Annotated in this window: 25 protein-coding genes; 13 read left to right on the forward strand and 12 right to left on the reverse strand. The window is 68.4% G+C overall.

Translation table 11 applies throughout. The features are described from left to right. Positions 1–50 precede the first annotated feature (50 nt). The 3 genes from OHA18_RS18925 to OHA18_RS18935 all read left to right on the forward strand — a co-directional run bounded on the left by OHA18_RS18925 (position 51) and on the right by OHA18_RS18935 (position 1,968). Complete coding sequence (locus OHA18_RS18925) at positions 51–800, forward strand: TRM11 family SAM-dependent methyltransferase (protein WP_329005446.1); 750 nt, start codon at positions 51–53, stop codon at positions 798–800. 146 nt (positions 801–946) lie between these two features. Beyond that, the gene (locus tag OHA18_RS18930; protein ID WP_442914395.1) at positions 947–1,306 is read left to right on the forward strand and encodes an ArsR/SmtB family transcription factor; all 360 of its coding nucleotides are present in this window, start codon (positions 947–949) and stop codon (positions 1,304–1,306) included. After that, positions 1,303–1,968: a cation diffusion facilitator family transporter gene (locus tag OHA18_RS18935; RefSeq protein ID WP_329005447.1), complete on the forward strand. Its 666-nt coding sequence runs from the start codon at positions 1,303–1,305 to the stop codon at positions 1,966–1,968. Before OHA18_RS18930 ends, OHA18_RS18935 begins: the two co-directional genes overlap by 4 nt. Here OHA18_RS18935 and OHA18_RS18940 read toward each other — a convergent pair. Genes OHA18_RS18940 through OHA18_RS18955 form a run of 4 tightly spaced genes read right to left on the reverse strand, consistent with a single transcriptional unit; the run spans position 1,936 to position 5,852 of the window. Then, positions 1,936–2,820, reverse strand: coding sequence for an amidohydrolase family protein (locus tag OHA18_RS18940; RefSeq protein ID WP_329005448.1), 885 nt, complete (start codon positions 2,818–2,820; stop codon positions 1,936–1,938). The genes OHA18_RS18935 and OHA18_RS18940 overlap by 33 nt on opposite strands. A 5-nt stretch (positions 2,821–2,825) precedes the next feature. Beyond that, entirely contained in the window at positions 2,826–4,061 is a 1,236-nt protein-coding gene (locus OHA18_RS18945) for an ATP-grasp domain-containing protein (RefSeq protein ID WP_329005449.1), read from the reverse strand. Between the two features lie 8 nt (positions 4,062–4,069). Then, entirely contained in the window at positions 4,070–4,816 is a 747-nt protein-coding gene (locus OHA18_RS18950) for an esterase family protein (protein ID WP_329005450.1), read from the reverse strand. Continuing rightward, positions 4,776–5,852, reverse strand: coding sequence for an alpha/beta hydrolase (locus tag OHA18_RS18955; RefSeq protein ID WP_329005451.1), 1,077 nt, complete (start codon positions 5,850–5,852; stop codon positions 4,776–4,778). The genes OHA18_RS18950 and OHA18_RS18955 overlap by 41 nt, the downstream gene beginning before the upstream one ends. A gap of 64 nt (positions 5,853–5,916) precedes the next feature. On the opposite strand from OHA18_RS18955, the gene OHA18_RS18960 reads away from it, so the two are divergent. After that, positions 5,917–6,258, forward strand: coding sequence for an MmcQ/YjbR family DNA-binding protein (locus tag OHA18_RS18960; protein WP_329005452.1), 342 nt, complete (start codon positions 5,917–5,919; stop codon positions 6,256–6,258). A gap of 139 nt (positions 6,259–6,397) precedes the next feature. Here OHA18_RS18960 and OHA18_RS18965 read toward each other — a convergent pair whose 3' ends face one another. Genes OHA18_RS18965 through OHA18_RS18975 form a run of 3 tightly spaced genes read right to left on the reverse strand, consistent with a single transcriptional unit; the run spans position 6,398 to position 9,280 of the window. Beyond that, positions 6,398–7,183: a Fic/DOC family protein gene (locus OHA18_RS18965; protein WP_329005453.1), complete on the reverse strand. Its 786-nt coding sequence runs from the start codon at positions 7,181–7,183 to the stop codon at positions 6,398–6,400. Between the two features lie 4 nt (positions 7,184–7,187). Beyond that, a complete protein-coding gene (locus OHA18_RS18970; protein ID WP_329006135.1) occupies positions 7,188–7,928 on the reverse strand; it encodes a response regulator transcription factor in 741 nt (246 codons plus the stop codon). Beyond that, a complete protein-coding gene (locus OHA18_RS18975; RefSeq protein ID WP_329005454.1) occupies positions 7,925–9,280 on the reverse strand; it encodes a sensor histidine kinase in 1,356 nt (451 codons plus the stop codon). Before OHA18_RS18975 ends, OHA18_RS18970 begins: the two co-directional genes overlap by 4 nt. Positions 9,281–9,578: 298 nt before the next feature. Here OHA18_RS18975 and OHA18_RS18980 point away from each other — a divergent pair, with 298 nt between their 5' ends. From OHA18_RS18980 to OHA18_RS18990, 3 genes are all read left to right on the forward strand, one after another. Then, entirely contained in the window at positions 9,579–10,286 is a 708-nt protein-coding gene (locus OHA18_RS18980) for a M15 family metallopeptidase (protein ID WP_329005455.1), read from the forward strand. Between the two features lie 20 nt (positions 10,287–10,306). Then, a complete protein-coding gene (locus OHA18_RS18985) occupies positions 10,307–10,678 on the forward strand; it encodes a hypothetical protein (RefSeq protein WP_329005456.1) in 372 nt (123 codons plus the stop codon). 64 nt (positions 10,679–10,742) lie between these two features. After that, positions 10,743–11,129, forward strand: a complete 387-nt coding sequence (locus OHA18_RS18990; protein ID WP_329005457.1) for a pilus assembly protein CpaE — start codon at positions 10,743–10,745, stop codon at positions 11,127–11,129. Here OHA18_RS18990 and OHA18_RS18995 read toward each other — a convergent pair. Further along, positions 11,126–11,836 (reverse strand): YqeB family protein, encoded by a 711-nt coding sequence (locus OHA18_RS18995; protein ID WP_329005458.1) that lies wholly within the window; start codon positions 11,834–11,836, stop codon positions 11,126–11,128. The two genes, OHA18_RS18990 and OHA18_RS18995, sit on opposite strands and share 4 nt — an antisense overlap. 63 nt (positions 11,837–11,899) lie before the next feature. On the opposite strand from OHA18_RS18995, the gene OHA18_RS19000 reads away from it, so the two are divergent. Together OHA18_RS19000 and OHA18_RS19005 are read left to right on the forward strand one after the other, a co-directional pair. Beyond that, positions 11,900–12,913 carry an ornithine cyclodeaminase family protein gene (locus OHA18_RS19000; RefSeq protein ID WP_329005459.1) on the forward strand — a complete coding sequence of 338 codons (1,014 nt, stop codon included), beginning with the start codon at positions 11,900–11,902 and terminating at the stop codon, positions 12,911–12,913. Position 12,914: 1 nt separating this feature from the next. Further along, a complete protein-coding gene (locus tag OHA18_RS19005; RefSeq protein WP_329005460.1) occupies positions 12,915–14,318 on the forward strand; it encodes an aromatic amino acid lyase in 1,404 nt (467 codons plus the stop codon). On the opposite strand, the gene OHA18_RS19010 is transcribed toward OHA18_RS19005, so the two are convergent. Then, positions 14,315–14,560 (reverse strand): hypothetical protein, encoded by a 246-nt coding sequence (locus OHA18_RS19010; RefSeq protein ID WP_329005461.1) that lies wholly within the window; start codon positions 14,558–14,560, stop codon positions 14,315–14,317. The two genes, OHA18_RS19005 and OHA18_RS19010, sit on opposite strands and share 4 nt — an antisense overlap. A 190-nt stretch (positions 14,561–14,750) precedes the next feature. Between OHA18_RS19010 and OHA18_RS19015 the strand changes: the two genes are divergently transcribed. The 4 genes from OHA18_RS19015 to OHA18_RS19030 all read left to right on the forward strand — a co-directional run bounded on the left by OHA18_RS19015 (position 14,751) and on the right by OHA18_RS19030 (position 17,009). Next, positions 14,751–15,401 (forward strand): hypothetical protein, encoded by a 651-nt coding sequence (locus OHA18_RS19015; RefSeq protein WP_329005462.1) that lies wholly within the window; start codon positions 14,751–14,753, stop codon positions 15,399–15,401. Positions 15,402–15,472: 71 nt separating this feature from the next. Then, positions 15,473–15,793, forward strand: a complete 321-nt coding sequence (locus tag OHA18_RS19020) for an ArsR/SmtB family transcription factor (RefSeq protein WP_329005463.1) — start codon at positions 15,473–15,475, stop codon at positions 15,791–15,793. Continuing rightward, a complete protein-coding gene (locus OHA18_RS19025; protein WP_329005464.1) occupies positions 15,790–16,269 on the forward strand; it encodes an SRPBCC family protein in 480 nt (159 codons plus the stop codon). Before OHA18_RS19020 ends, OHA18_RS19025 begins: the two co-directional genes overlap by 4 nt. Continuing rightward, positions 16,266–17,009: an SDR family NAD(P)-dependent oxidoreductase gene (locus OHA18_RS19030; RefSeq protein ID WP_329005465.1), complete on the forward strand. Its 744-nt coding sequence runs from the start codon at positions 16,266–16,268 to the stop codon at positions 17,007–17,009. Before OHA18_RS19025 ends, OHA18_RS19030 begins: the two co-directional genes overlap by 4 nt. Positions 17,010–17,021: 12 nt before the next feature. Here the strand turns inward: OHA18_RS19030 and OHA18_RS19035 are convergent, their stop codons facing one another. The 3 genes from OHA18_RS19035 to OHA18_RS19045 form a co-directional block, all read right to left on the reverse strand. Next, positions 17,022–18,194 (reverse strand): NAD(P)/FAD-dependent oxidoreductase, encoded by a 1,173-nt coding sequence (locus OHA18_RS19035; RefSeq protein ID WP_329005466.1) that lies wholly within the window; start codon positions 18,192–18,194, stop codon positions 17,022–17,024. Positions 18,195–18,391: 197 nt separating this feature from the next. Continuing rightward, positions 18,392–19,936 carry an aldehyde dehydrogenase family protein gene (locus tag OHA18_RS19040; RefSeq protein WP_329005467.1) on the reverse strand — a complete coding sequence of 515 codons (1,545 nt, stop codon included), beginning with the start codon at positions 19,934–19,936 and terminating at the stop codon, positions 18,392–18,394. A 15-nt stretch (positions 19,937–19,951) separates the two neighbouring features. Beyond that, the gene (locus OHA18_RS19045) at positions 19,952–20,545 is read right to left on the reverse strand and encodes a hypothetical protein (protein WP_329005468.1); all 594 of its coding nucleotides are present in this window, start codon (positions 20,543–20,545) and stop codon (positions 19,952–19,954) included. Positions 20,546–20,749 lie beyond the last annotated feature (204 nt).

The following is a 20,749-nucleotide window of genomic DNA, read 5'->3' on the forward strand; positions in this document are numbered from 1 at the left end:
GCGCCGCGCTTCGACTGTTCTGTCGATCGCGAGCCTTCAGGAGCATTGCTGTGCCCCACCTTGTCCTGCGCACCATCGACGGCGCCGCCGACCTCCTCATCGAGGACCTGCGCGCGATGTCGTCGATCCGTTCGATCTGTCAACTGTCCGCCGAAACCGTCGAGTGCGCGGTCGACGGCCCGCTGGATGAACTCGCCGCCAGCGCCCTGTACTTCACTGCCGAGCCCGACCGAGAGGCAGCCGAGGTCGCGCCGTTGTCGTGGATGCGGCGGTTCGGCCGGCTGGAACGGTTGCCGTGGTCAACCAATCCGGTGGTCGCCGAGGTGCTCGTCCGGTTGGCGAAGATCCGGCCGGGCCACCGCGTGCTCGACCCGTTCTGCGGAACGGGCACCATCCTCCTCGCCGTACGCCGTCGTGCACCGACCGCCCGGGTCGTCGGAACGGACCACGATCCGCACGCACTCGAGATCGCGACCAGGAACGGGACGCAAGATCTCGCCCGAGCCAAGGCTGACGCTCTGCCGTTCAAGGACAGGAGTGTGGACCGCGTCGTCACGAATCTCCCGTTCGGCAAGCAGGTAGGCAGTCACGCGCTCAACCGCACGCTCTACCCAGCAGTCCTGTCAGAGCTGGATCGAGTCCTGACCCCGGACGGCCGCGCCGTCCTCCTGACCGAAGACAAACGCCTGCTCGCCCAGGCAATCCAGCGCAGCGCGCTCAAGCTCGTCCGCGAGCGCCTCCTCAAATACAACGGAGCCACCCCCACCGCCTACGTCCTCACCCGCCCGCGCCGGAGGTGATGCCGACCCGCGGTCGAGTCGGTGGACCTGCACGCACGCAGAACCCCTCCGGCAGGTCGTATATGAGGGGTCGAGACGGGGTTCTGCATGCCTGGGGATCCACCTCCGGCATACCGGCAGCAGCCGAAGTGCGATAACATCGCCAAATGGCGATGAGTGTGGTGGACGAGACCGCGGCCCTGGCGGTGGCCGGGTGTTTGTTCCATGGGTTCAGTGATGCGTCGCGGCTGGCGATCGTGCGGCATCTGGCGTCGGGGGAGCATCGCGTCGTCGATCTGACCGAGCATCTCGGGCTCGCGCAGTCCACGGTCTCCAAACATCTCGCGTGTCTGCGGGACTGCGGGCTGGTCGAGTCGCGCCCGCAGGGGAGGGCGTCGATGTTCAGCCTGTCGCACCCCGAGGCGACGATGGACCTGCTGGCCGCGGCCGAACGCCTCCTCGGCCTGACCGGCGACGCCGTCGCCCTCTGCCCGAACTACGGGCTGACGCAGAACGCAACGCCATGAGTGAACCACTGCAGCTAGGTGCCACCTGGGCGGTCGATCCCGTCGAGCGCCGTCGGCTGGGGAAGCGCGCACAGTTGCTGGCCGGCGCATCCGTTGCCTACAACGTGGTCGAGGCGGTCGTCGCGGTCACGTCGGGAATCGTCGCCGGATCGGTCGCCCTGGTCGGCTTCGGCCTGGACTCGGTCGTCGAAGTCTCCAGCGGCCTGATCATCCTGTGGCAGTTCCGCCACCCGCTCCCGGAGTCCCGCGAACGCCGAGCCCTCCGCCTCCTCGCCTTCTCCTTCTTCGCGTTGGCCGCGTACGTCGGCTTCGAGTCGATCCGCACGCTCATCATCGGTGCCCACCCGGACACCTCGAACGTAGGCATCGGCCTCGCGATCGCGTCCCTGATCGTGATGCCGTTCCTCTCCTGGGCGCAGCGTCGCACTGGAAAGGCGCTCGGCTCGAACGCCGTCGTCGCCGACTCCACCCAGACCCTTCTGTGTACCTATCTCTCGGCGGTCCTTCTGGTTGGACTCCTCCTCAACGCCACCCTGGGCTGGTCCTGGGCCGACCCGATCGCAGGCCTGATCATCGCGGCCGTCGCGATCCGCGAAGGTGTCGAGGCCCGGCGCGGCGAGGGCTGCTGCTCACCCCTCGGCGGCCCCTGCAAGGCCGAGTAACCGCGCCCCGTTCTCCCAGCAGACCGCACGCAGCCAGTCATCGCCCAGATCCAGCGCCTCGAGCACCTCGAGCTGTACGGCGTACTCGTACGGGATGTTCGGGAAGTCGGTCCCCAGCACGATCCGGTCCTGTAGCTCACCCAACCGCGGCACGAGCTCGCGAGGAAACGGCATCATCGCTTCGGTGAACGGCGTCAAAGCCATCGTCGTGTCCAGATGGACATTCGGGTACGACGTGAGCGCGAGATGCTCGGCGTACTCCGGCATGCCGAGGTGGGCGATGACCGCGGTGAGCCGAGGATGTCTGCGCAACACCTCGCCCATCGGCCCGGGACCGGTGTGCCGCCCGCGGATCGGGCCGGACCCGCAGTGGACGACGACCGGTACGCCGGCCTCGGCCAGCTGGCCCCACACGTCGTCGAGCTCGCCGGACCGAGGGTCGTAATCGCCGACCTGGACATGCACCTTGAAGATCCGCGTCCCCAACTCCAAGGCCTCGTGCACATAACCCGAGGCCGACGGCTCGTCGAAGAACGTGCCGCTCGCCACACATCCAGGCGTCACAGCAGCGAAATCCCGGGCCCAGGAGTTCAACGACGAAGCCATCCCCGGCTTGTGCGGGTAGACCAGCGCCGGGAACGCCCGAACGCCCAACGCGTCCAGCGTCTTCAGCCGTTCCTCGACCGAGGTCCGGTAGGTGATCGGCCACTCGGTGCCGTAATGCTCACCGGCCTGGTCGAAGTACGCCCAGACCGCGTTCATCACCCGGTCCGGCAGGAAGTGCACATGCACATCCACCAGCCCGTCCAGCCCGAGCCGCCGCCACCACGCCGGTACCTCCGCGTCACGCACGCCCTCTAGCCTGCCTGATCCGCCACCCACAGGTCGGTCAGGCCCTTGAAGTGGGCGTGGAATTTGTCCTGCTCGTGTTCCGGGTACGTCGCGACGACGGTCTCGCGGAGCAGGCGGTCGAAGTCGGAGCCGGCGACCCACTCGCGGACGCGGAGGTCGAAGTCGGGCAGGTGTTCGGCGCACCACTCCTGGTACTTCGCGGTTTCGAAGTGCTCGTCCGCGAGTGCGAGGTATGCGTCGAGCTTGGCGTCGTAGTCCAGGGACGGGTCGTCGGCGATGTCGAAGTACCGCTCGGTGCGCAGGTCGACCTTGCTGCGCCGGCCGGTGGCGAGCGAGAAGACCGACCACTTCACCAGCGCGCTGATCGCCCAGGGGAAGTAGTAGTGCAGCGACGTGACCGCGACGTCCGGGCAGGCGTTCGCGTAGTCGATCGGGTACACGTCGTCGCCGGCGACGAGCATCTCGCAGGAGTTGAACTCCCAGCCGAAGAACGCGTTCACGATCCGGCTGATCGCCACCGTCTGATGCCCGGCGGACGGACTCAGGAAGCCGTGCGAGACGGCGTACCGGTTGTGCATCGGCTCGTCCGGACGGAAGTCCATCACCATCGTCTCGGCGCCGATCGACAGCGCCCGGGCGAACTTGTCGTACTCGACCGTGGCCTGCAGGTGCATCAGCATCTCGTCCGACTCGTCGTACGCGCGGTGCAGGTCGTCGCGGTTGTTGATCCGCGAGACCCCGCGCCACCCGCCGCCGTCGAACGGCTTCATGTACAGCGGGTAGCCGAGGTCGTCGGCGATCGCGTCCAGGTCGAACGGCCGGTTGTACTTCGCCGACGTGTACGCCCAGCGCACGTTGTCGACCGGGTTCTTGTACGGCACCAGCACGGTCCGCGGGATCTTCAGCCCGAGCCGCAGCATCGCGCAGTACGCCGAATGCTTCTCCATCGCCTGGAACGTGAACGGGGAGTTCAGCAGGTACGTGCCGTTCATCAGCGCGGCCTTCTTCAGCCACTCGCGCGGGTGGTAGTACCAGTACGCGAGCCGGTCGATCACCAGCCCGACCCGGACCGGGTCGTTCAGGTCGAACGGCTCGATGGTCAGCCGCCGGGACCCGAACTCGTGCTCGTGCCCGTCCAGCGCGACCGGGCCGACCCGCTGCAGCAACGCCTCGAACGCCTGCGGCCAGTCCTCCTCGGCTCCCAGCAACAACCCGATCAAATGCCTTGAGCGGTCAGCCACAAGTACTCCTAACAGAATCTGGGCAGGTGATGGGCGATCTGCTGCTGCCACCAGGGCCAGTCGTGTGCTACGTCGTACCCCCACATGTCCAGCTCATGGGGGATGCTCTTTGCAGTCAGCGCAGCGTCGGTGGCGCGAGCCGACGGCAAGGAGCCGGTCGGGTTCGTCTCCCAGTCACCCTGTCCGACCGTGAGCACAATGAACAGCCGCGCGCGCAAATAGTCGAGATGGTCACCGGAAAGGTTCGGCAGGTAGTCGGCCGGATTGTTGAAGTACGTCGCGTCGCCGCGCTCGCCCCAGGCGTGCCAACTGCTCGCGTCGTAGTTGCCCGACTGGCAGATCGCGATCGGGAACAGGTCGGCCCGCTTGAACGCGAAGTTGAAAGCATGAAAAGCGCCGAGACTGCAGCCGGTCGTGATGATGTCGCCGACCCCGGGCGAGTCCGCGGCGATGGTCGGTACGACCTGGTTCACGATCCAGGACTCGTACAGCTCGTGCCGGCGGGCGCGGTCCTCGAGCTGGATGCTCCGGTCCGACCAGCTGACGTGGTCGTAGGAGTCCACGCAGTACAACTTGACCCGTCCGGCCTCGATCAGCGAGGCGACGGCGCCGACCATGCCGTTGCTCTCGTAGTCCCAGGCTCGGCCCTGCTCGCTCGGAAAGACCAGCACCGGGCGGCCGAAATGCCCGTAGCGGATCACCGTTCCGGGGCGATCAAGCCCCGGCGCCTCCAACTCGGCCTGCTCCCGTTCCATCAGCCCCACCCCAGGTCTGCCGCAGTAGATCCGTCAGATCAGGATGGAGCACATCCCGCCAGGCTGTGAAGTTGTGCATGTCGGGTGTTTCGTCGAACGTCACCTCGAACCCGAGCTCGGCCAGCCGCGCCGCCATCACCCGGTTGTTGTGCACGTTCTCCTCGGTCGTCCCGGCGGTCATCCCGACCGGCGGCGCACTCGGCGCCGTGGTTGCCGTCAGCACCTGCTCGACGAACCCGGTCACCTCGGCGTAGAACTCGAACCGGGACTCCTGCGGGTCCGTGCCCGGCGTGAAGAACGACCCCGACTGCAGGAACAGCCCGTCGAACGTGCCCGGATGCTGCCACTCCGCATGCAGCGCCGCCAGCGCGCCCAGGCTGGCCCCCATCAGCACCGGACGCCGGCTGCGGTACGACGTCCCGACCGCGGGCAGGACGTGCTGCGTCAAGGCGTCGGCGTACTGCGGATTGGCGGCGTACCAGAGGTTGCGGGCTGTCGGCTCGATCAGGGCGAGCCGGAACGGCGGCAGCGTGGACCGGGCGACCATGGCGCCGGCGTACTGCACGAGACCGGCGTACGCGGCGAACTCTGGACCGTCGTGGGCGAGCAGCAGGGGCAGCTCGAAGGTCGGCGCGATGCCCTCCGGCGCCCAGACCTGCACGTTGACCGGCCCGACCGGGGACTCCGCGGTCAATGGGGTCAGCGTCGACGGGATCGGCTGCACGGTGAGCCAGGCAGGTTCGACGTACCCGGGCAGGGGCAGCCAGGAGTGGTGCCCGAACGCGCCGCCGACGGTCCGTGGATTCGTCGGATCGGTCCGCGTCCCGAGGTCCGCGATGTCGAACAGGTACTCCATCCGGTGCACCGACGGCCGCGGCAGCCGCAGCTCCCAGCCGTAGTCGACCGGCTTGAACTCGAGCAGCTCGGCCGGCAGACCGAGCTCCTGCCACAACCGAACGCCGCTGAACGCATGCGGAGCGTCACCGAGGCGGAACACCACCTCGGCCCCCTCGACCGCGCTCGCGACACCAGACATCCAACCAAGGTACCGGCGGAAATACTGACAAGACCTGTCAGTGCTGGCTGTCTATCGTGGGAACGTGGTCGATCTCACCGACATCCGCGAAATCACCGCGGACCTCCCGCGCAGCTACGAGGTACTGGTCCGCGACCGGATCAAGTTCCGCGTCGGCCAGATCGTGTACCTCGCGGTCGCGGCCGACGAGCAGACCATCGGCCTGGGCTTCCCGCGCGAGGAACGCGCCGCCGCGCTGGCCGCCGAGCCGGACAAGTTCCTCCCGCCGCGCCCGTCCGACGAGCGCTTCCAGTGGATCGAGCTCAACCTGGCGGCCGTCGAGTACGACGAACTCCGCGAGCTGATCCTCGACGCCTGGTCGCTGTGCGTCCCGAAGAAGGTCCGGCGAGAGTACTTCGGGGACTAAGGCAGGGGCTGTCAGCAACCAGCTCATCCTGAGGTAGTAGGCCGGAACCATCCTGACGGCCGATGGGTGGCGCGCTTTCGCGAGCAACCCTGGAAGCATGACTGGGGACTTCCTACCCCGGCGCCAGAAGGCGTCGGTGCTAAGCCAAGCTGTGACCGTTGTGATTCTGCTCGCCGCGGGGGCGGTTGCGCTCTGGTTGTTCACCTAGTCCACGAGCCGCGGTCGGCTGCGACCCCACCTGCTGCTGCGGGTACGCCGACGCGTGCAGCCGAGCCGCCTCGGCCAGACCGGGCGGAGCCTCCCGCTCGAAGGAGATCCGCTCGAACACCGCGTACATCGGCCACGGATTCGCCGCGGTGGCGATCCGACCCGGCGGCAGCGTCGCCCCGGCGGCCTGGTCCCACCTCTCCTTGCTCACCCGGTCGTACCTGATCTCGTACGGCGAGAGCTCGGACAGCTGGCTGATGTACAGCTTGCAGGCCACCCCGTTTCCCTCCCGGAACGGATGGGCCACGTTCACGTCGGCGTACACCGCGGAGATGTTCTCCACGAACTCCCGCCGCGCCATCGTCGGCCAGACCAGGCCGCGAACCCGCCGGCCGACGTCGTCGAGCCAGGTCTCCAGCTCCTGGTGGGCCACGAACCCCTTCTTGTCCTTGACCACGGGAAGGTCGCGGAACTCACCGGCCCACTCGTAGACGTCCTGCAGCAGATGCCGATGGAGTGCCCGGAGATGAGCCGCGTCGAAGGTTCGCGGGATCTCGACGTCTCCACGTTCGATCTCGAGCTGCCGGAGTGCCCGGAGCTTGTACTCCGCGATGCGGAGCTTCTCGTAGTTCCGCAGCCCGAGCTTGTTGCGCAGCACGTTGCTGTGCGGGCCGATGAAGTAGGCGTCCCACCGCTGCTTCTCAGACTCGTCGGTCACCTGGTCAGGAGTCCCAGCGCACGTCCGCTTCGCCCGGCCGGACCACGCCGGCCTCGTAGGCGACGACCACGGCCTGGACCCGGCTGGACAGGCCGAGCTTCGACAACACCGAGCTCACGTGGGTCTTGATCGTGGTCTCGCTGACGAACAGCTTCGTCGCGAGGTCGCGGTTGGACAGCCCGCGGGCCATCCAGACCAGGATCTCGCGTTCCCGCTCGCTCAGGTGGGCGAGCAGTCCGGCCCAGCGGGCATCCGGCTGCGCGGGCGCGGCGTTCGGCGTACCGCCGTCGAACTGGCGCTCGAGCTCCATGCAGCGCTCCAGCAGCACCCGCGTCGAGGCCGGGTCGACGAGCGAGTCGCCGCGGTACACCGCGCGGACGGCGGCCACGAGGAGATCGGGGTCGGTGTCCTTCAGCAGGAACCCGGACGCCCCGGCGCGTACCGCGGCCAGCACATAGGCCTCGTCGTCGAACGTGGTCAGCACCAGTACGGCGGGCCGCGCGCGCCCGGCCTCCCGGTTGGCGGTCGTGATCCGCTCGGTCGCGACCAGACCGTCCATCACCGGCATCCGGATGTCCATCAGGACGACGTCCGGGTCGTACTGCTCGATCAGCCGGAGCGCCTCCTCTCCGTTCTCGGCCTGGGCGACCGTGGTCAGGTCCGGCTCATGGTCGAGGATCATCGCCAGCCCCATCCGGATCACACCCTGGTCGTCGGCGACCAGGATCCGGATCGACTCGCTCAGTTCTGCGGCGGCAGCCATGCCTGCACTCTCCATCCACCCAGGGGACCGGCCGCGACGGCGAGGGTGCCGCCGACCGCTGTGGCCCGTTCCCGCATCCCGATCAGCCCGTTGCCGCGGCCGCTCTCGCTCCGGCGCGCGGTCTCCAGCACGTTCACCGGCGGCGGTCCGCCGTTCCCGTTGTCGTCGATGGTGAGCAGCTCACCCTGAGGCCCACTCTGCCAGGTCACCTGCGCCGCGGTCGCCTTCGCGTGCACCATCACGTTGGTCAGCGCCTCCTGGATGATCCGCACCGCGGTCAGGTCGGTCGCCGACGTGAGCCGGCGCTGCCGCGGCGGAAGCTCCATCGTCACGTCGATCCCGACCGCCTTCAGTCGCTCGCCCATCCGGGCCACGTCCGCCAGGTCCGGCACCGGCGCGGTCCCGCCGCCCGAACCGGTGTCGCCGGCGATCTGCGGCGAGGCCGTGTTCAGCACCCGGACCGTCTCCCGCATCGCGGTCAGTGCTTCCTTGCCGCTGGCAATGATCCAGCGGATCGCCTCCCGCAGTGCTTCGGGACGCTCGTCGGCCACCCGGTCGGCGGCCTGGGCGCGGATGACGACCGCGCTGACGTGGTGCGAGATCACGTCGTGCAGGTCGCGCGCGATCCGGGTCCGCTCCGCCACGGCCGCCCGCTCGGCCTCGACCGCGCGCAGCCGGACCAGCTCGGCGTTCCGTTGCTGCAGCAAGGCCACACTCTTGCGCCGCCGCCGGGCATCCGCGCCGAGCAGCACCATCCCGCAGATCAGTGCCTCCGCGAACACGAACAGTGAGACATCGATATAGGAGTAGAGGCTCCCGACGTTGCGCGGCAGGCTCTGGTACCGATCGCCGCGCAGGACGTCGCGGTTCACATGACTGAGGACGACCGCGACCACGGTTGGCAGTCCGATCATCAGACCGGCCAGACTGCCCATCGTGAAGAACAAGCAGGTGAAGCGCCGTACGCCGGCCGACGCCGCCAGGTACCCGACGACGAGCAGCGGGACGAGGTGGATCTCCGACTGCAGCGCGGCGTCGCTGATCTCAGGCTGGCCGAAGATCGTCAGCCCGAGCTGCGCCGCGAGGCCGGTGCCGACGGCGGCGTACAGGAACGGGTACAGCACCGAGACGATCAGCAGCATCGTGCGGGGGATCCGGCGTACGAACGCGACCGTGGCGACCAGGAAGACGCCCGTCACCACGGAGACGGCCGGGTTGTGTGGGCGCAGTCCGGTGCCGTTGATGAGGTTCAGTGCGGCGAACCAGACCAGGCCGATCACCGCAGCGAGCAGCAGATCCTGCTGCCCCTGCGACAACCGACGCCAGAGTCCCATCACGTCGCCCAGCGTAGTCAGTTCGTGTTTGCCGAAGCTTCATCTGCCCGGAGGGGCAGTCTCTCCAACTTTTGGAGGAGGCGCGGCGTCCGAACTGATACTCAGGGGCTACGAATGGGACGCGAGGACGGTCCCTGGGACCGATGCGCCCACCCGCCCGATCCGAGAGGCTTTACCCCATGACTCTGCTGATGCCGCGACTCCGTCGCGGCGTGTCATCGGGCTGTTGCTCCCGGCCTTCCCTCGTTGCTCCGGTCGCTTCGCTCCCTACGCTCCTCAGTCCAGGCCGGGAGGCCCGATGACAGGCAACCTGCCGCCGCGCCGATCTGGCGTGGTGCGGACGCGGTTGCTGTCCGTGATCGGTGTGGTCGGGGTCGGTGCGGTCGCCGGTTCGCTGCTGCTCTGGCACGCGCAGGTCGGGGACTTCCTCGGCCTGGCCGCGGACAAGGAGCCCGTGGTGTCGACCGTGAGCGCGCCTGCGATCGGCGCGCCGCCGGCGAGCAGCACCCCGACGCCCTCACGCCGGCCGACCCGCCCGCCGTCCACCACCCCCACGAAGACCCCGTCGTCGACTCCCACGAAGACGTCGACGAAGGAGTCGACCCCGGTGGTGCGGGAGGAGAGCATCAACGGCCTGTCACCGAAGCTGAAGGCCCGCCTGAAGAAGGCGATGGCAGCCGCGAAGGCGGACGGCATCACGATCAGCATCACCTCCGCCCGGCGCAGCGCGTCGAAACAGCAGCGCCTGCTGAACGCGGCGATCAAGAAGTACGGCTCGTACAAGGTGGCGACCCGCTGGGTGCTGCCGCCGAAGTACTCCGCCCACGTGCAGGGCAAGGCTGTGGACATCGGTCCGGCGGCCGCCATGACCTGGCTGAACAAGAACGGCTGGCGGTACGGCGTGTGCCGCCGCTACGACAACGAACCGTGGCACTTCGAGGCGCTGACCGCGCCCGGTACCAAGTGTCCGCCGCGCGAACCGCACGCGGTCGCCAAGGCCGACTGAAACCCAAGGGGGATCTCACCATGACCATGACCTACGCGCAGCCCCTGACCCGGCGCTACACCCGCGCCCGCCTGGCCGTGCCCGCACTGTGGCGGCAGGTGGTCCGCTCCAGCGACAAGGGCGACGTGACCGCCGTACCGGAGCCGGACCGGTCGGCGTACACGCAGCTCGAGATCTACGACGGCGTACTAACAGCGTTCGAGCGCCGGGACGAGGTGGCCGAGGTACTGCGGACCTCCGCGGACCGCGACACCGCCGTACGACGGCTCCGCGCCGGGTTCGGGCTCACGCATCTGCAGGCCAGTGCGCTCATCGACCTGCCGCTGACCACGGAGTGCCGGGACCGGATCGCGCACCGCGCCGACGAGCTGCGGAGCGCCCTGAGCCGCTGACCCTCGTCCTCCCACGGCTCGCCGCCGACCTGCGGCGTTTGCGTGCCGTGGGGAGGATGGAAGGGTGATCACGATCGAGCAGGCCGGACGACTGCGCAAGGCCGGGGTGCTGTGGAGCCCGTCGGCGGGCGACCGATTCGTCGTACCGGACCGGGATATGGACGACGACGTGTTCGTGGTGAGCGACATGACCGTCGAGGTGCACGACTACCAGGGCAGCAAGGTGATCGGCTTCAACGGCACCACCGAGTGGGCCCTGGACAGCATCGAGCAACGCGAAGTCATCTGGCTGCCCCGCGAGGAACAGCTTCGCGCTCTCCTCGGTGACCATTTCCAGTCCCTGGAGTCGGTGCCCGGCGGCTATCGGGTGAGTCTGACGGACGGCCGGCACACTGCAGAGGACGCGGAGCAGGCCTATGCCCAGGCAGTGATCCACCTCCTCGGCGCCTAGCTCGTCGGGCGCCAGTACTGCTTCTTGTCCTTGTCCTTCACCGTGTAGCCGAGGTTGCTGGTCTCGGCGCGGAGCTCGCGCAGGTCCGCCTTGCCTTTGTCGCCTTGGTCGAAGGCCTTGGAGCGGACCTTGAGGATGGCGTTGACCGCGGGTGGGAGGTCGGGGTCGTCCTCGACCCAGCGGCGGAACTCGGACCCGTGCGGGTCGCCGGCGTCGGACCACGGGTAGCCGTGAGCGCGGAAAGCGACCGGGATCTGGTGGGCCTCCGACTTCAGTTGGTCGTGCCTCTCGCGCGCCAGCTCCCGCGACGACGCGTCCTGCAGGACGATCTCCTTGCCGTCCAGGAACGCGACCGCGACCTTCTCCCGCGGCACCGTCACCGTCTTCTGGTTCTTCAGGAACTCGACCGACTGATGGGTGATCGTCACCTTCAGGATGTCGTCGAGCGCCATCCCGGCCAGCAGGATGCCGGCGACCAGCCCGACGAGGACGCAGATCGCGACGACCCACCAGCCGTCCCACGCGGCGATCACCTTGAGCACGCCCTGGAACGGCACCCAGCCCCGCCCGGCCGCCCAGTCCGCGATCCGGGGCAGGAAGAAGCCGAGCACCAGCCCGACCAGCGGCAGCCCACCGAACAGCAGCACCTTGTCTCCGGTGGAATGCCCGATCACGGTGCGCTGCGATGTCCCGGTCGTCGACCCCATGCTCCGAACGTAACGTGACGACGAGAAACTTAAGTATCAACCGACGACAACCGAAGGAGCCAAGTGGCCGACGGCATCTGGTTGCGCTTCCTGAGTGGCCCGGACATCGACGCGCTCGGCCTGACCCGGCTGGAGATCGTGGACGCGGTCGAGGAGGCGGTCCGCGAGCACGGCGAGGGGCGTACTGCGTTCGAGCCGCGGGTGCACCTGACTCCGGACAACGGCGGCATCGGCCACTTCAACATCCTCCGCGGCCACCTCGACGGACTCGGCGAGCACGGAATCAGCGGCGTCAAGGTCGTCGGCGACTTCGTCCCGAACTACCAGCAGGGTCTGCCCAGCGAACTCGCGATGGCCACGCTCTTCGACCCGACCACCGGCGTACCGCTCGCTGTGCTCGACGCGACGATGATCACCGCGGCCCGGACCGGCGCGATGACCACGGTCGGCGCGCGGCACCTGGCGCGACGGGACAGCAAGATCCTTGCGCACGTGGGGGCGCGGGGTACGGCGTGGTGGAACGTGACCATGCTCGACGACCTCCTCGACCTCGACGAGATCCGGGTGACGTCGCGGCGGCCAGAGTCCCGGGAGAAGTTCGCTGCGGAGTTGTCGGCCGAGCTGTCCACGCCGGTGCGGGTCTGTGCGACCGCGGAGGAGGCGTTCGACGGCGCCGACGTACTCGTCGAAGCGACCCGCTTGATGGAGCCCGAGCCGCTGCTCCGCACGGCTGCGGTGAAGCCGGGCGCCTTCGCCGTACCGTACGGCACGGTCTCCGCGGTCGAGCTGGATCTGCTCGACGTGGTGGACAAGGTGGTCGTGGACGACTGGCGTGAGGCGCAGTCCGGGCGGTTCGGGTCGCTCCGCCGGCACGTCGACACCGGCCGGCTGTCGCCGGAGACGCTGTACGCCGAGATCGGCGAGATCGTCGCGGGGCGCAAACCCGGCCGCGAGAACGATGCCGAACGCAACCTCTTCTGGCACCGCGGGCTGTCGTTGCTGGACGTGGCGATCGCGTACCTGATCCTCCGCCGAGCCGAGTCCGCCGACGCCGGCACGATGCTCCGGTTCCACTGACATGCTGATCACCGAACCCGCGGACGTCGATCCCGCAAGCCCCGAGCCGATCGAGCTCGGGCCGGAACTCCTGAACCGCCTGGGCGCGATCCGGGCCGCGGCGCTCCACCGGCTCGAGTCCGGCGATCCGGTGTACGGCGTCAACACCGGCATGGGCGCGATGAGCAAGCGCCGACTGACGGACTCCGAGCAACGCACCCATCAACGCAATCTGCTGCTCGGCCGCGCCGTCGGGGGGCCGCCCTGGTTGCCGCCCGCCGAAGCCCGGGCGGTCCTCCTCGGCCGCCTGCGAACCTTTCTCACCGGGGACGCTGCTGTCTCGCCCGGACTCGCCCAGCAGTTGGTTGCCCTGATCAACAGTCCGTACGTGCCGGCGATCCCGGCGGAAGGTGCCGGCTCAGCCGGGGAGATCATCCCGCTGTCCCACGCCGCCGGCCCACTGGTCGGAATCGGCCAGCTGCTGGGCTCGGATCGGCTGGTGCCGGCGGCCGGTGTTCTTCCGGCGTTCGAGCTCGGGCCGAAGGAGGGCATCGCCCTGCTTGCGGGCATCCCCGGCGCAACGGGACGGGCGGCTCTACACGCACATCATTCGCGTCGGCTCGCGGAGCACCTGACTGCGGTGGCGGCGGGGGCGATCGCGGTGATCGGAGCGAACCGGGATCCGTACCGGGAAGCTGTCGGGCGTGGCGATGAGGTGCTGGCAGGAGAGCTGCAGCGCATCCGCGACCTCGTTGGCGACGAGCCCGAGCCGCGGAGCCTGCAGGCGCCGGTGTCGTTCCGGGTGGCGGGCCACGTCCAGGCGCACGTACGGCGAGCGATTGCGGAGCTGGACGCCGCGGTGGAGCGGGCATTCAGCGGCGTGACGGACTCACCGGCGTACCTGGACGGCGATTTCGTCGGGACGGCCGGCTTCCACGGGATCGACCTCACGGCGTACTGCGACCACCTGACCGCGGCCTTCGCACACGCCGCGGAGGTCTCGACCGCGCGACTGCACCGCCTGCTGGATCCGAACGTCACCGGACTCCCGGCGCAACTGGCCAGAGACCCAGGACCGCAGGCCGGCATGGTCTCCGTGCACAAACGCGCCGTCGCCACCGCCCACCAGCTCCGGCGTCTAACGTTGCCAACGGCAATCAGTACGACGGAGACGTCCAACGGTCAGGAGGACGTGCAGACCTTCTCCTGGGAGGCTGTCGGCAACCTGGCCGAAGCGATCCGCCTGACCCGCGAGACGACGGCCTGCGAGCTCCTCGCCGTACGGCAAGCCTTCGCGCTCTCGGACAGAGCGATCCCACCGGGTCTGCGCGACCTCTTCCAGGCGGTCGACGCCGTCGTACCTCCGATCGACGGCGACCGCCCGTTCGGCGAGGACCTCACTCGTCTGCTGACCGACGTGTTCTAGCTCTTCCCCGCCAGCGCGTTCTTCAGCATCGGGACCAGTTTGGGCAGCGCGTACTTGATCCCGAGCTGTCGGCCGATCGACATCGCGCTGGAGAACTCGCCGCTCGGCGTTGCCGTGTTGATCACCGGTGCACCACCCCAGTACGCGACGTGCCCGGCCTTCACTACCGGCAGCGCGTTCCACACCTTGTCGTTGACGACCGCGGGATCGAGCTTGCCCGACCGGATACGGGACAAGGCCATGGCGGATGGTCCTTCGGACGTCGGCCGATGTAGGTAAGCCTAACCTGACGAACTTCGGTTTCGATCAAGGGGTTGATCGAAAAAGCCAGCCCGACACGCAGGTGAAGCCGAGTCGCAAGTAGCCTGCATCGGGTCTGCGTCGTTGGCCTGGGTGCGCCGTGGGTTCTGGACGAAGCTTGGAGGAGTTCTCGTGAAGCGGTTCGTGGTACCGCCGAGCTGGCCGTCCCCACCCCGTCGCAGCTGGGTCCCACCGAAGACATGGCGCCCCGATCCGTCCTGGCCGCCGGCTCCTGAGGGCTGGAGTTTCTGGGTCGACGGCAAGGGCAATCCGGTCCGCGGCCCGATCGGACAGTACGGCGGTCCGTCCCGCCGTGTTGTGTACGCCGGTGGTGCGGCGCTGGTCCTGTTCCTCGGGGTGAACCTGTGGGCGGCCTCCGCGCTCGGCCTGTTCGGCGGCAACTCGGATGACGCAGCCGTGAAGGTGATGGGCGAACAGTCCCCGTCGCCGAGTGCCTCACCGAGTACGACGCCGCCCGTCGTACCGCGGACGACGATCACGCCGCCGCTCGTGCCCAAGACGATCCAGGCGCCGACTCGAACGCCGACGCAGCGCCCGACCCAGGTGCCGACCCGGCGTCCGAGCAGCACGCGGACCACCGAGCGCACGCAGACGCCCGACCCGAAGCCGACCCGGACGACCACCAGCACGAAAACCCCGACGCCGACGCCGACCAGCCGGCCGTCGACCCGCGAGGAGATCCTCCGGCAGTACTGCATCGATCACGGCTGGGATCCGTCCTTGTGTGACCCGAAGCGCTGGGAAACGCCGGAGCATCCCTGACGCCGGCTTGACGCCGGGAGCGCATCGAGCGCATCCTTAACCATATGGTTCTGAAACCATTTGGTTCTGAAATGGTGCTGACCGGCGTCTTCGCGGCACTCGCCGACCCGACCCGCCGGGCGATCCTCGCCCGGCTCAAGGACGGCGACGCGACCGTCGCGGAGCTCGCGGCGCCGTTCAGCATGTCGCAGCCGGCCGTCTCCAAGCACCTGAAGGTGCTCGAGCAGGCCGGACTGATCAGCCGTTCCCAGCGGGCCACGGCCCGGCTGAGCCACCTCGAGGCCGAGCCGCTCCGCGAGGCGGTCGGCTGGCTGATGGACTACCGCGCGTACTGGGCGGAGAGCTTCGACCGCTTGGACGACCTGCTCGACGACCTGAAGGAGCAATCGTGAAGATCGTCGCGGAGCCCGGCGTGCCGCAGGTCGTGATCGTGCGGAAGTTCAACGCGCCCCGGGAGCTGCTGTTCCGCGCGTACACCGAGCCCGACCTGGTGAAGCGCTGGCTCGGTCCGGCCGACCTCGAACTGGTCGTGAACCAGCTCGACCCGAGGCACGGCGGCCGCTGGCGCTGGACGCATTACGACCGGGACGGCAAGGGCTACGCGTTCCACGGGCTGTACCACGGAGAGCCGACGCCGGAGCGGATCGTGCAGACGTACGAGTTCGACCAGGCGCCGGGAACCGTCTACCTGAACCTGATCACCTTCGACGAGGCCGACGGGGTCACCACGCTGACCCAGAACACAGTGTTCTTCGCGGTCGAGGACCGCGACCTGTACGTCGCCGGCGGCATGGAGCGCGGGATCCGCGCCTCGATGCAGCAGCTCGACGACCTCGTCAGCGAACTGGCCGAGGAGGCCCACTCATGATGCTCACCGACAAACACGCGATCGTGTACGGCGCGGCCGGCCCGATCGGCAGCGCGGTCGCTCGTGCGTTCGCAGCCGAAGGTGCGACCGTGCACCTTGCCGGCCGTACAGCGGATCGCCTGGAATGGGTCGCTGATGAGATCCGTGCCGCCGGTGGAACTGCTGAGACCGCGGTTGTCGACGCCCTCGACGAGAAGTCCGTGGACGAACATGCCGAAGCGGTCGGGCGAATCGACATCTCCTTCAACCTGATCGGGCATCAGCAGTTCTTCGGCACTCCGCTGGTCGACATGCTCCTGGCGGACTTCGAGCAGCCGATCACGACCATGGTCCGCACGTTCTACCTGACCTCGCGGGCCGCCGCCCGGCAGATGATCCGTCAGGGGTCGGGCGTGATCCTGACCTTCGGCGGGTACGGCGACCCGGCGGTGAACCTCGGTGGTTTCCAAGTGGGGTTCGGGGCGGTCGAGGCGCTGCGGCGCGGTCTGGCGCTGGAGCTCGGGCCGCGCGGGATTCGCGTTCTGACGTTGCAGACCAACGGAATCCCGGAGGCGCTGCCGGCCGACTTCCCCGAGAAGGCTGCGCAGGCTATCGCGAAACACACCGCCGACAGCACGATGCTCAAACGCGCCGCGACCCTCTCCGACGTCGGCGCCCTCGCTGCGTTCGCCGCCTCGGATCTCGCGCGATCGCTCACCGGCACGGCCCTCAACCTCACCGCGGGCGCGGTCGTCAACTAACTCAGGAAGGCATCAGACGACGTTCCGTTCGGCGCGGGTTGTCGAGCGCTGGAAGCGGCCGGCGTCGAGCGGGCTGATGTCGACGAACGGCTCGCGGCCCAGGTAGAGATCGCGGATGACCTCGCCGACGGCCGGACCCTGCAGGAAGCCGTGGCCGGAGAAGCCGGTGGCGTAGAGGAAGCGGGAGACGTCGGCCGCCTCGCCGATCAGCGCGTTGTGGTCGGGCGTCACCTCGTACAGCCCCGCCCAGCCGCCGATGAGACCGACGTCGAGAAGGGCAGGCGCTCGCCGCACCATCACGTCGGTAAGCCGCGGGATCCACGTGTCCGTGCGGTTCAGGTGGAACCCGGACTGCTCGTCCGGATCGGACATGCCGACCAGCAGTCCGGGCCCCTCGCGATGGAAGTAGAACGTGCTGCCGAAGTCGATCGTCATCGGCAACTCGGCCGGGAGGCCGGCGATCGCTTCGGTCACGACGATCTGCCGGCGCACCGGGGTGACCGGCAACTCGACCCCAACTGACGCAGCAAGACTCTCGGACCAGGCACCGGCCGCACAGATCACCGTGCCCGTCCGGACGACACCCCGGTCGGTCCGCACTGCACTCAAACAGTTGCCGACAGCATCAATTCCGAGTACCTCGCATCCGGTCACCAGCGTGGCGCCGAGCCGGCGAGCGGCCGTCGCGTAGCCGAGTACGACGGACTCCGGCGTACAGTGCCCGCCCGTCGGCGAGAAACACGCGCCGACCAAGCCATCAGGCGCGACGACGGGCGCGAGCGCGACCGCTTCATCGACCGAGATCATCCGGGTCGGCTGGCCGAGTGTGTTCTGCAGTTGTGTGCTCTCGCGGAACTGCTCCACCTGCTCATCGGCATCCAGCAGGAACAGGTACCCGACCCGATGCAGGTCGATCTCCTGGCCCGGTCGTTCCTGGAAGGCAGCGAAGGCCTCCAGGCTGCGCGCCCCGAGCGCGATGTTCACGGAGTCGGAGAAGTTCGCCCGCACCCCACCCGCCGCCTTGCAGGTCGACCCCGAGCCGAGTTCGTTCATCTCCAGCAGCAGGACCCGCTCCACCCCAGCCTCGGCCAGATGAAACGCAATACTCGTCCCCATCACCCCGCCGCCGATGATCACCACGTCGGCGGAATCAGGCAACTCCCCGGCTCGACCCACAACCGCCATCACCACACCTCCACCCTCACAATGCCGCCATCACCCCTCCACCATCACCGCGCGTACGCCAAGTCCGGCCGCCATCCCCAGCGGTGTCACCCGTCGGGGGTGTGAACAGGGTGTGGTGGGTCGGGACAGGTTATTGCCAGTTCAAACCCCCGAGTTCCTGTTCACACCCCCGGCGGGGTGACGCGCGGGGGGCTTGGTCACGGCAGCTCGAAGGACAGGTCGGCCTCGACGGTTTCGGTGTCCATCTGGGCCTTCTGCAATCGGCCGGAGTAGTCCCAGTTCATCGACTGCCAGCGGGTGAACTGGTCCAGGACCCAGATCCCACTCTGCCGCGAGCCGTTGCCCGACTTGCCGTTGCCGCCGAACGGCAGGTGTGCCTCGGCTCCGGAGGTCGAGTTGTTCACGCTGACCATCCCCGCCGAGATCCCCTGCGCGAATCGGAACGCCTTGTTCGGGTCGAGGGTGTAGATCGAGCTCGACAGCCCGTACCCCGACTTGTTGCCTAGGGCAATCGCCTCGTCCAGCTCGGAGTACGGCGTGACGCCGACGAGCGGGCCGAACGTCTCGTTCATGAACAGCTCGTCGTCCGGTTGCACTCCGGCCACGATCACCGGGTGGTAGAACAATCCGGCCGATGGATCGCCGACGAACCCGGTCCGCGGGTTGTCCGCCGTGACCCGGCCCGTCCGCCCGATGACGCGGTGATGCGTTCCGATCCACCCCAGCGACTTCTCGAACCCGGCCGCGAACTTCTCGTCCAGCAACGGCCCGAACAACACGTCCTGCGCCGGATCTCCCATCGCGGCCTCGCCGACAGCCGTCGCGAACCGGTCGAGGAACTCGTCGTACACCGACCGATGCACGATCGCCGTACCGAGTGAGGTGCACCGCTGTCCCGCCGTACCGAAGCCGGAGAAGAGTGCGCCCTCGACGGCCAGCTCGAGGTCCGCGTCCTCGGTGATCACCATCGGGTTCTTGCCGCCGAGCTCCAGGCACGGCGTCTGCAGGTGCCGGCCGCACAGCTCGCCGATCCGTTCGCCGACCGCGCTCGACCCGGTGAAGCCGACCTTGTTGATCAGCCCGGCCCGCAGTGCCTCCTCGAGACCGGTGAACGTGTCCGGCCCGTCGGCGTACACGACGTTGAAGACACCAGCCGGTACGCCGGAGTGCGCGAAGATCTCGTAGAACGCGTCCGAGACCACCGCGGAGTACTCCGCCGGCTTCCAGACGACCGTGTTGCCGCAGAGCAACGCCGGCACGATGTACCAGGACGGGACCGCGACCGGGAAGTTGCCCGCCGTGATCACCGCGACCGTGCCGACCGGACGGCGGAACGTGAACAGCTGCTTGTCCGGCATCTCCGACGGCACCGTCTGCCCGTAGAGCCGGCGGCCCTCGCCGAGGAAGAAGTCGCAGGTGTCGATGATCTCCTGCACCTCGCCCAGCGCCTCGGCGAGCGGCTTCCCGATCTCCTGCGTGACGAGCGCGGCGAGCCGCTCCTTGTTCGCGGTCATCAGCCGGCCCACGTTCGAGATCACCTGCCCGCGCTGCGGCGCCGGCGTCGCCGCCCACGCAGCCTGCGCGGCCCGCGCGACCGAGGCAGCCCGGACGAACACATCCGGCCCGGCGCTACCCACCGTCCCGACGACCTCGCTCAACCGCGCCGGATTGGTCGACGGAGTACGTCGTACCGCTTCCGCCACGCGCTCGCCACCGACAACGGACAGCACCTCTACGGCCATGCGGCAACCCTCTCCTCAGTCGTGAGGATCCACCCTAAGTGGCACCTTGTTGCCGGGGTAGAGATCCGGGATCGGGATCGGCATCCGCCACAGATGCGAGTCCGGGTGGATCATGCCGTGCCGGATGGCGACGTACCGGAGCAGGCGGAGCGGGCCGGCGATCAGGACGAACGCCAGCGGGAGCTCGACCAGCAGTGCGCTGAGCAACGCCTGGGTGAGGTCGCCGCCACGGTGACTGGTCATCACGTCGAACCAGGCGTCGCAGATCAGCAGCACGCCGGTCGCGAACGCGGTCGGGAACACGAACTGCTTACGCTTCCAGCCCGCCAGCGCGGTCAGGATCAGCATCGCGAGCAGCAGGATGTCGAACCCGACCCAGGTCGCGACCCAGTTCCGGGCGACGTAGTGGCTCGGCAGGGTGATCGCCAGGTACACGGTCCACGGGATCAGGGCCGCCGCGCAGACCAGCATCAGCACGGTCCGCCACTTGCGCAGCCGGTCCATCGTTCGCCGGGACGGCAGGCCGCCCGGGTTCGGCGCGAGCCGCAGGATCAGGTCCCGTCGCTCGGCCGGCGTCATCGCCGCGATCTCTTCGTCGGTCAGCTGCACATCTCGAGTATGCCTTGTGATTGCATTCACAAGCCTGTAATCTGGTTCCCGGAAAGCAACTGTCGATGATGACAGCGAGGTGACCTCCATGACTGTACTGATGCCGCGACTCCGTCGCGGCGGGTCATGGGGCTGTTGCTCCCGCTCTTTCCTCGTCGCTCCAGTCGCTTCGCTCCCTCCGCTCCTCAGTCCAGACCGGGAGGC

The organism is Kribbella sp. NBC_00709, assembly GCF_036226565.1.
GTDB lineage: Bacteria > Actinomycetota > Actinomycetes > Propionibacteriales > Kribbellaceae > Kribbella.

Bases quoted from the DNA above. Each gene is read 5' to 3' on its own strand.
- OHA18_RS18930 (WP_442914395.1), top strand. From the start codon at position 947: ATGGCGATGAGTGTGGTGGACGAGACCGCGGCCCTGGCGGTGGCCGGG.
- OHA18_RS18935 (WP_329005447.1), top strand. From the start codon at position 1,303: ATGAGTGAACCACTGCAGCTAGGTGCCACCTGGGCGGTCGATCCCGTC.
- OHA18_RS18950 (WP_329005450.1), bottom strand. From the start codon at position 4,816: ATGGAACGGGAGCAGGCCGAGTTGGAGGCGCCGGGGCTTGATCGCCCC.
- OHA18_RS18955 (WP_329005451.1), bottom strand. From the start codon at position 5,852: ATGTCTGGTGTCGCGAGCGCGGTCGAGGGGGCCGAGGTGGTGTTCCGC.
- OHA18_RS18975 (WP_329005454.1), bottom strand. From the start codon at position 9,280: ATGGGACTCTGGCGTCGGTTGTCGCAGGGGCAGCAGGATCTGCTGCTC.
- OHA18_RS18980 (WP_329005455.1), top strand. From the start codon at position 9,579: ATGACAGGCAACCTGCCGCCGCGCCGATCTGGCGTGGTGCGGACGCGG.
- OHA18_RS18985 (WP_329005456.1), top strand. From the start codon at position 10,307: ATGACCATGACCTACGCGCAGCCCCTGACCCGGCGCTACACCCGCGCC.
- OHA18_RS18995 (WP_329005458.1), bottom strand. From the start codon at position 11,836: ATGGGGTCGACGACCGGGACATCGCAGCGCACCGTGATCGGGCATTCC.
- OHA18_RS19005 (WP_329005460.1), top strand. From the start codon at position 12,915: ATGCTGATCACCGAACCCGCGGACGTCGATCCCGCAAGCCCCGAGCCG.
- OHA18_RS19010 (WP_329005461.1), bottom strand. From the start codon at position 14,560: ATGGCCTTGTCCCGTATCCGGTCGGGCAAGCTCGATCCCGCGGTCGTC.
- OHA18_RS19020 (WP_329005463.1), top strand. From the start codon at position 15,473: ATGGTGCTGACCGGCGTCTTCGCGGCACTCGCCGACCCGACCCGCCGG.
- OHA18_RS19030 (WP_329005465.1), top strand. From the start codon at position 16,266: ATGATGCTCACCGACAAACACGCGATCGTGTACGGCGCGGCCGGCCCG.
- OHA18_RS19035 (WP_329005466.1), bottom strand. From the start codon at position 18,194: ATGGCGGTTGTGGGTCGAGCCGGGGAGTTGCCTGATTCCGCCGACGTG.
- OHA18_RS19040 (WP_329005467.1), bottom strand. From the start codon at position 19,936: ATGGCCGTAGAGGTGCTGTCCGTTGTCGGTGGCGAGCGCGTGGCGGAA.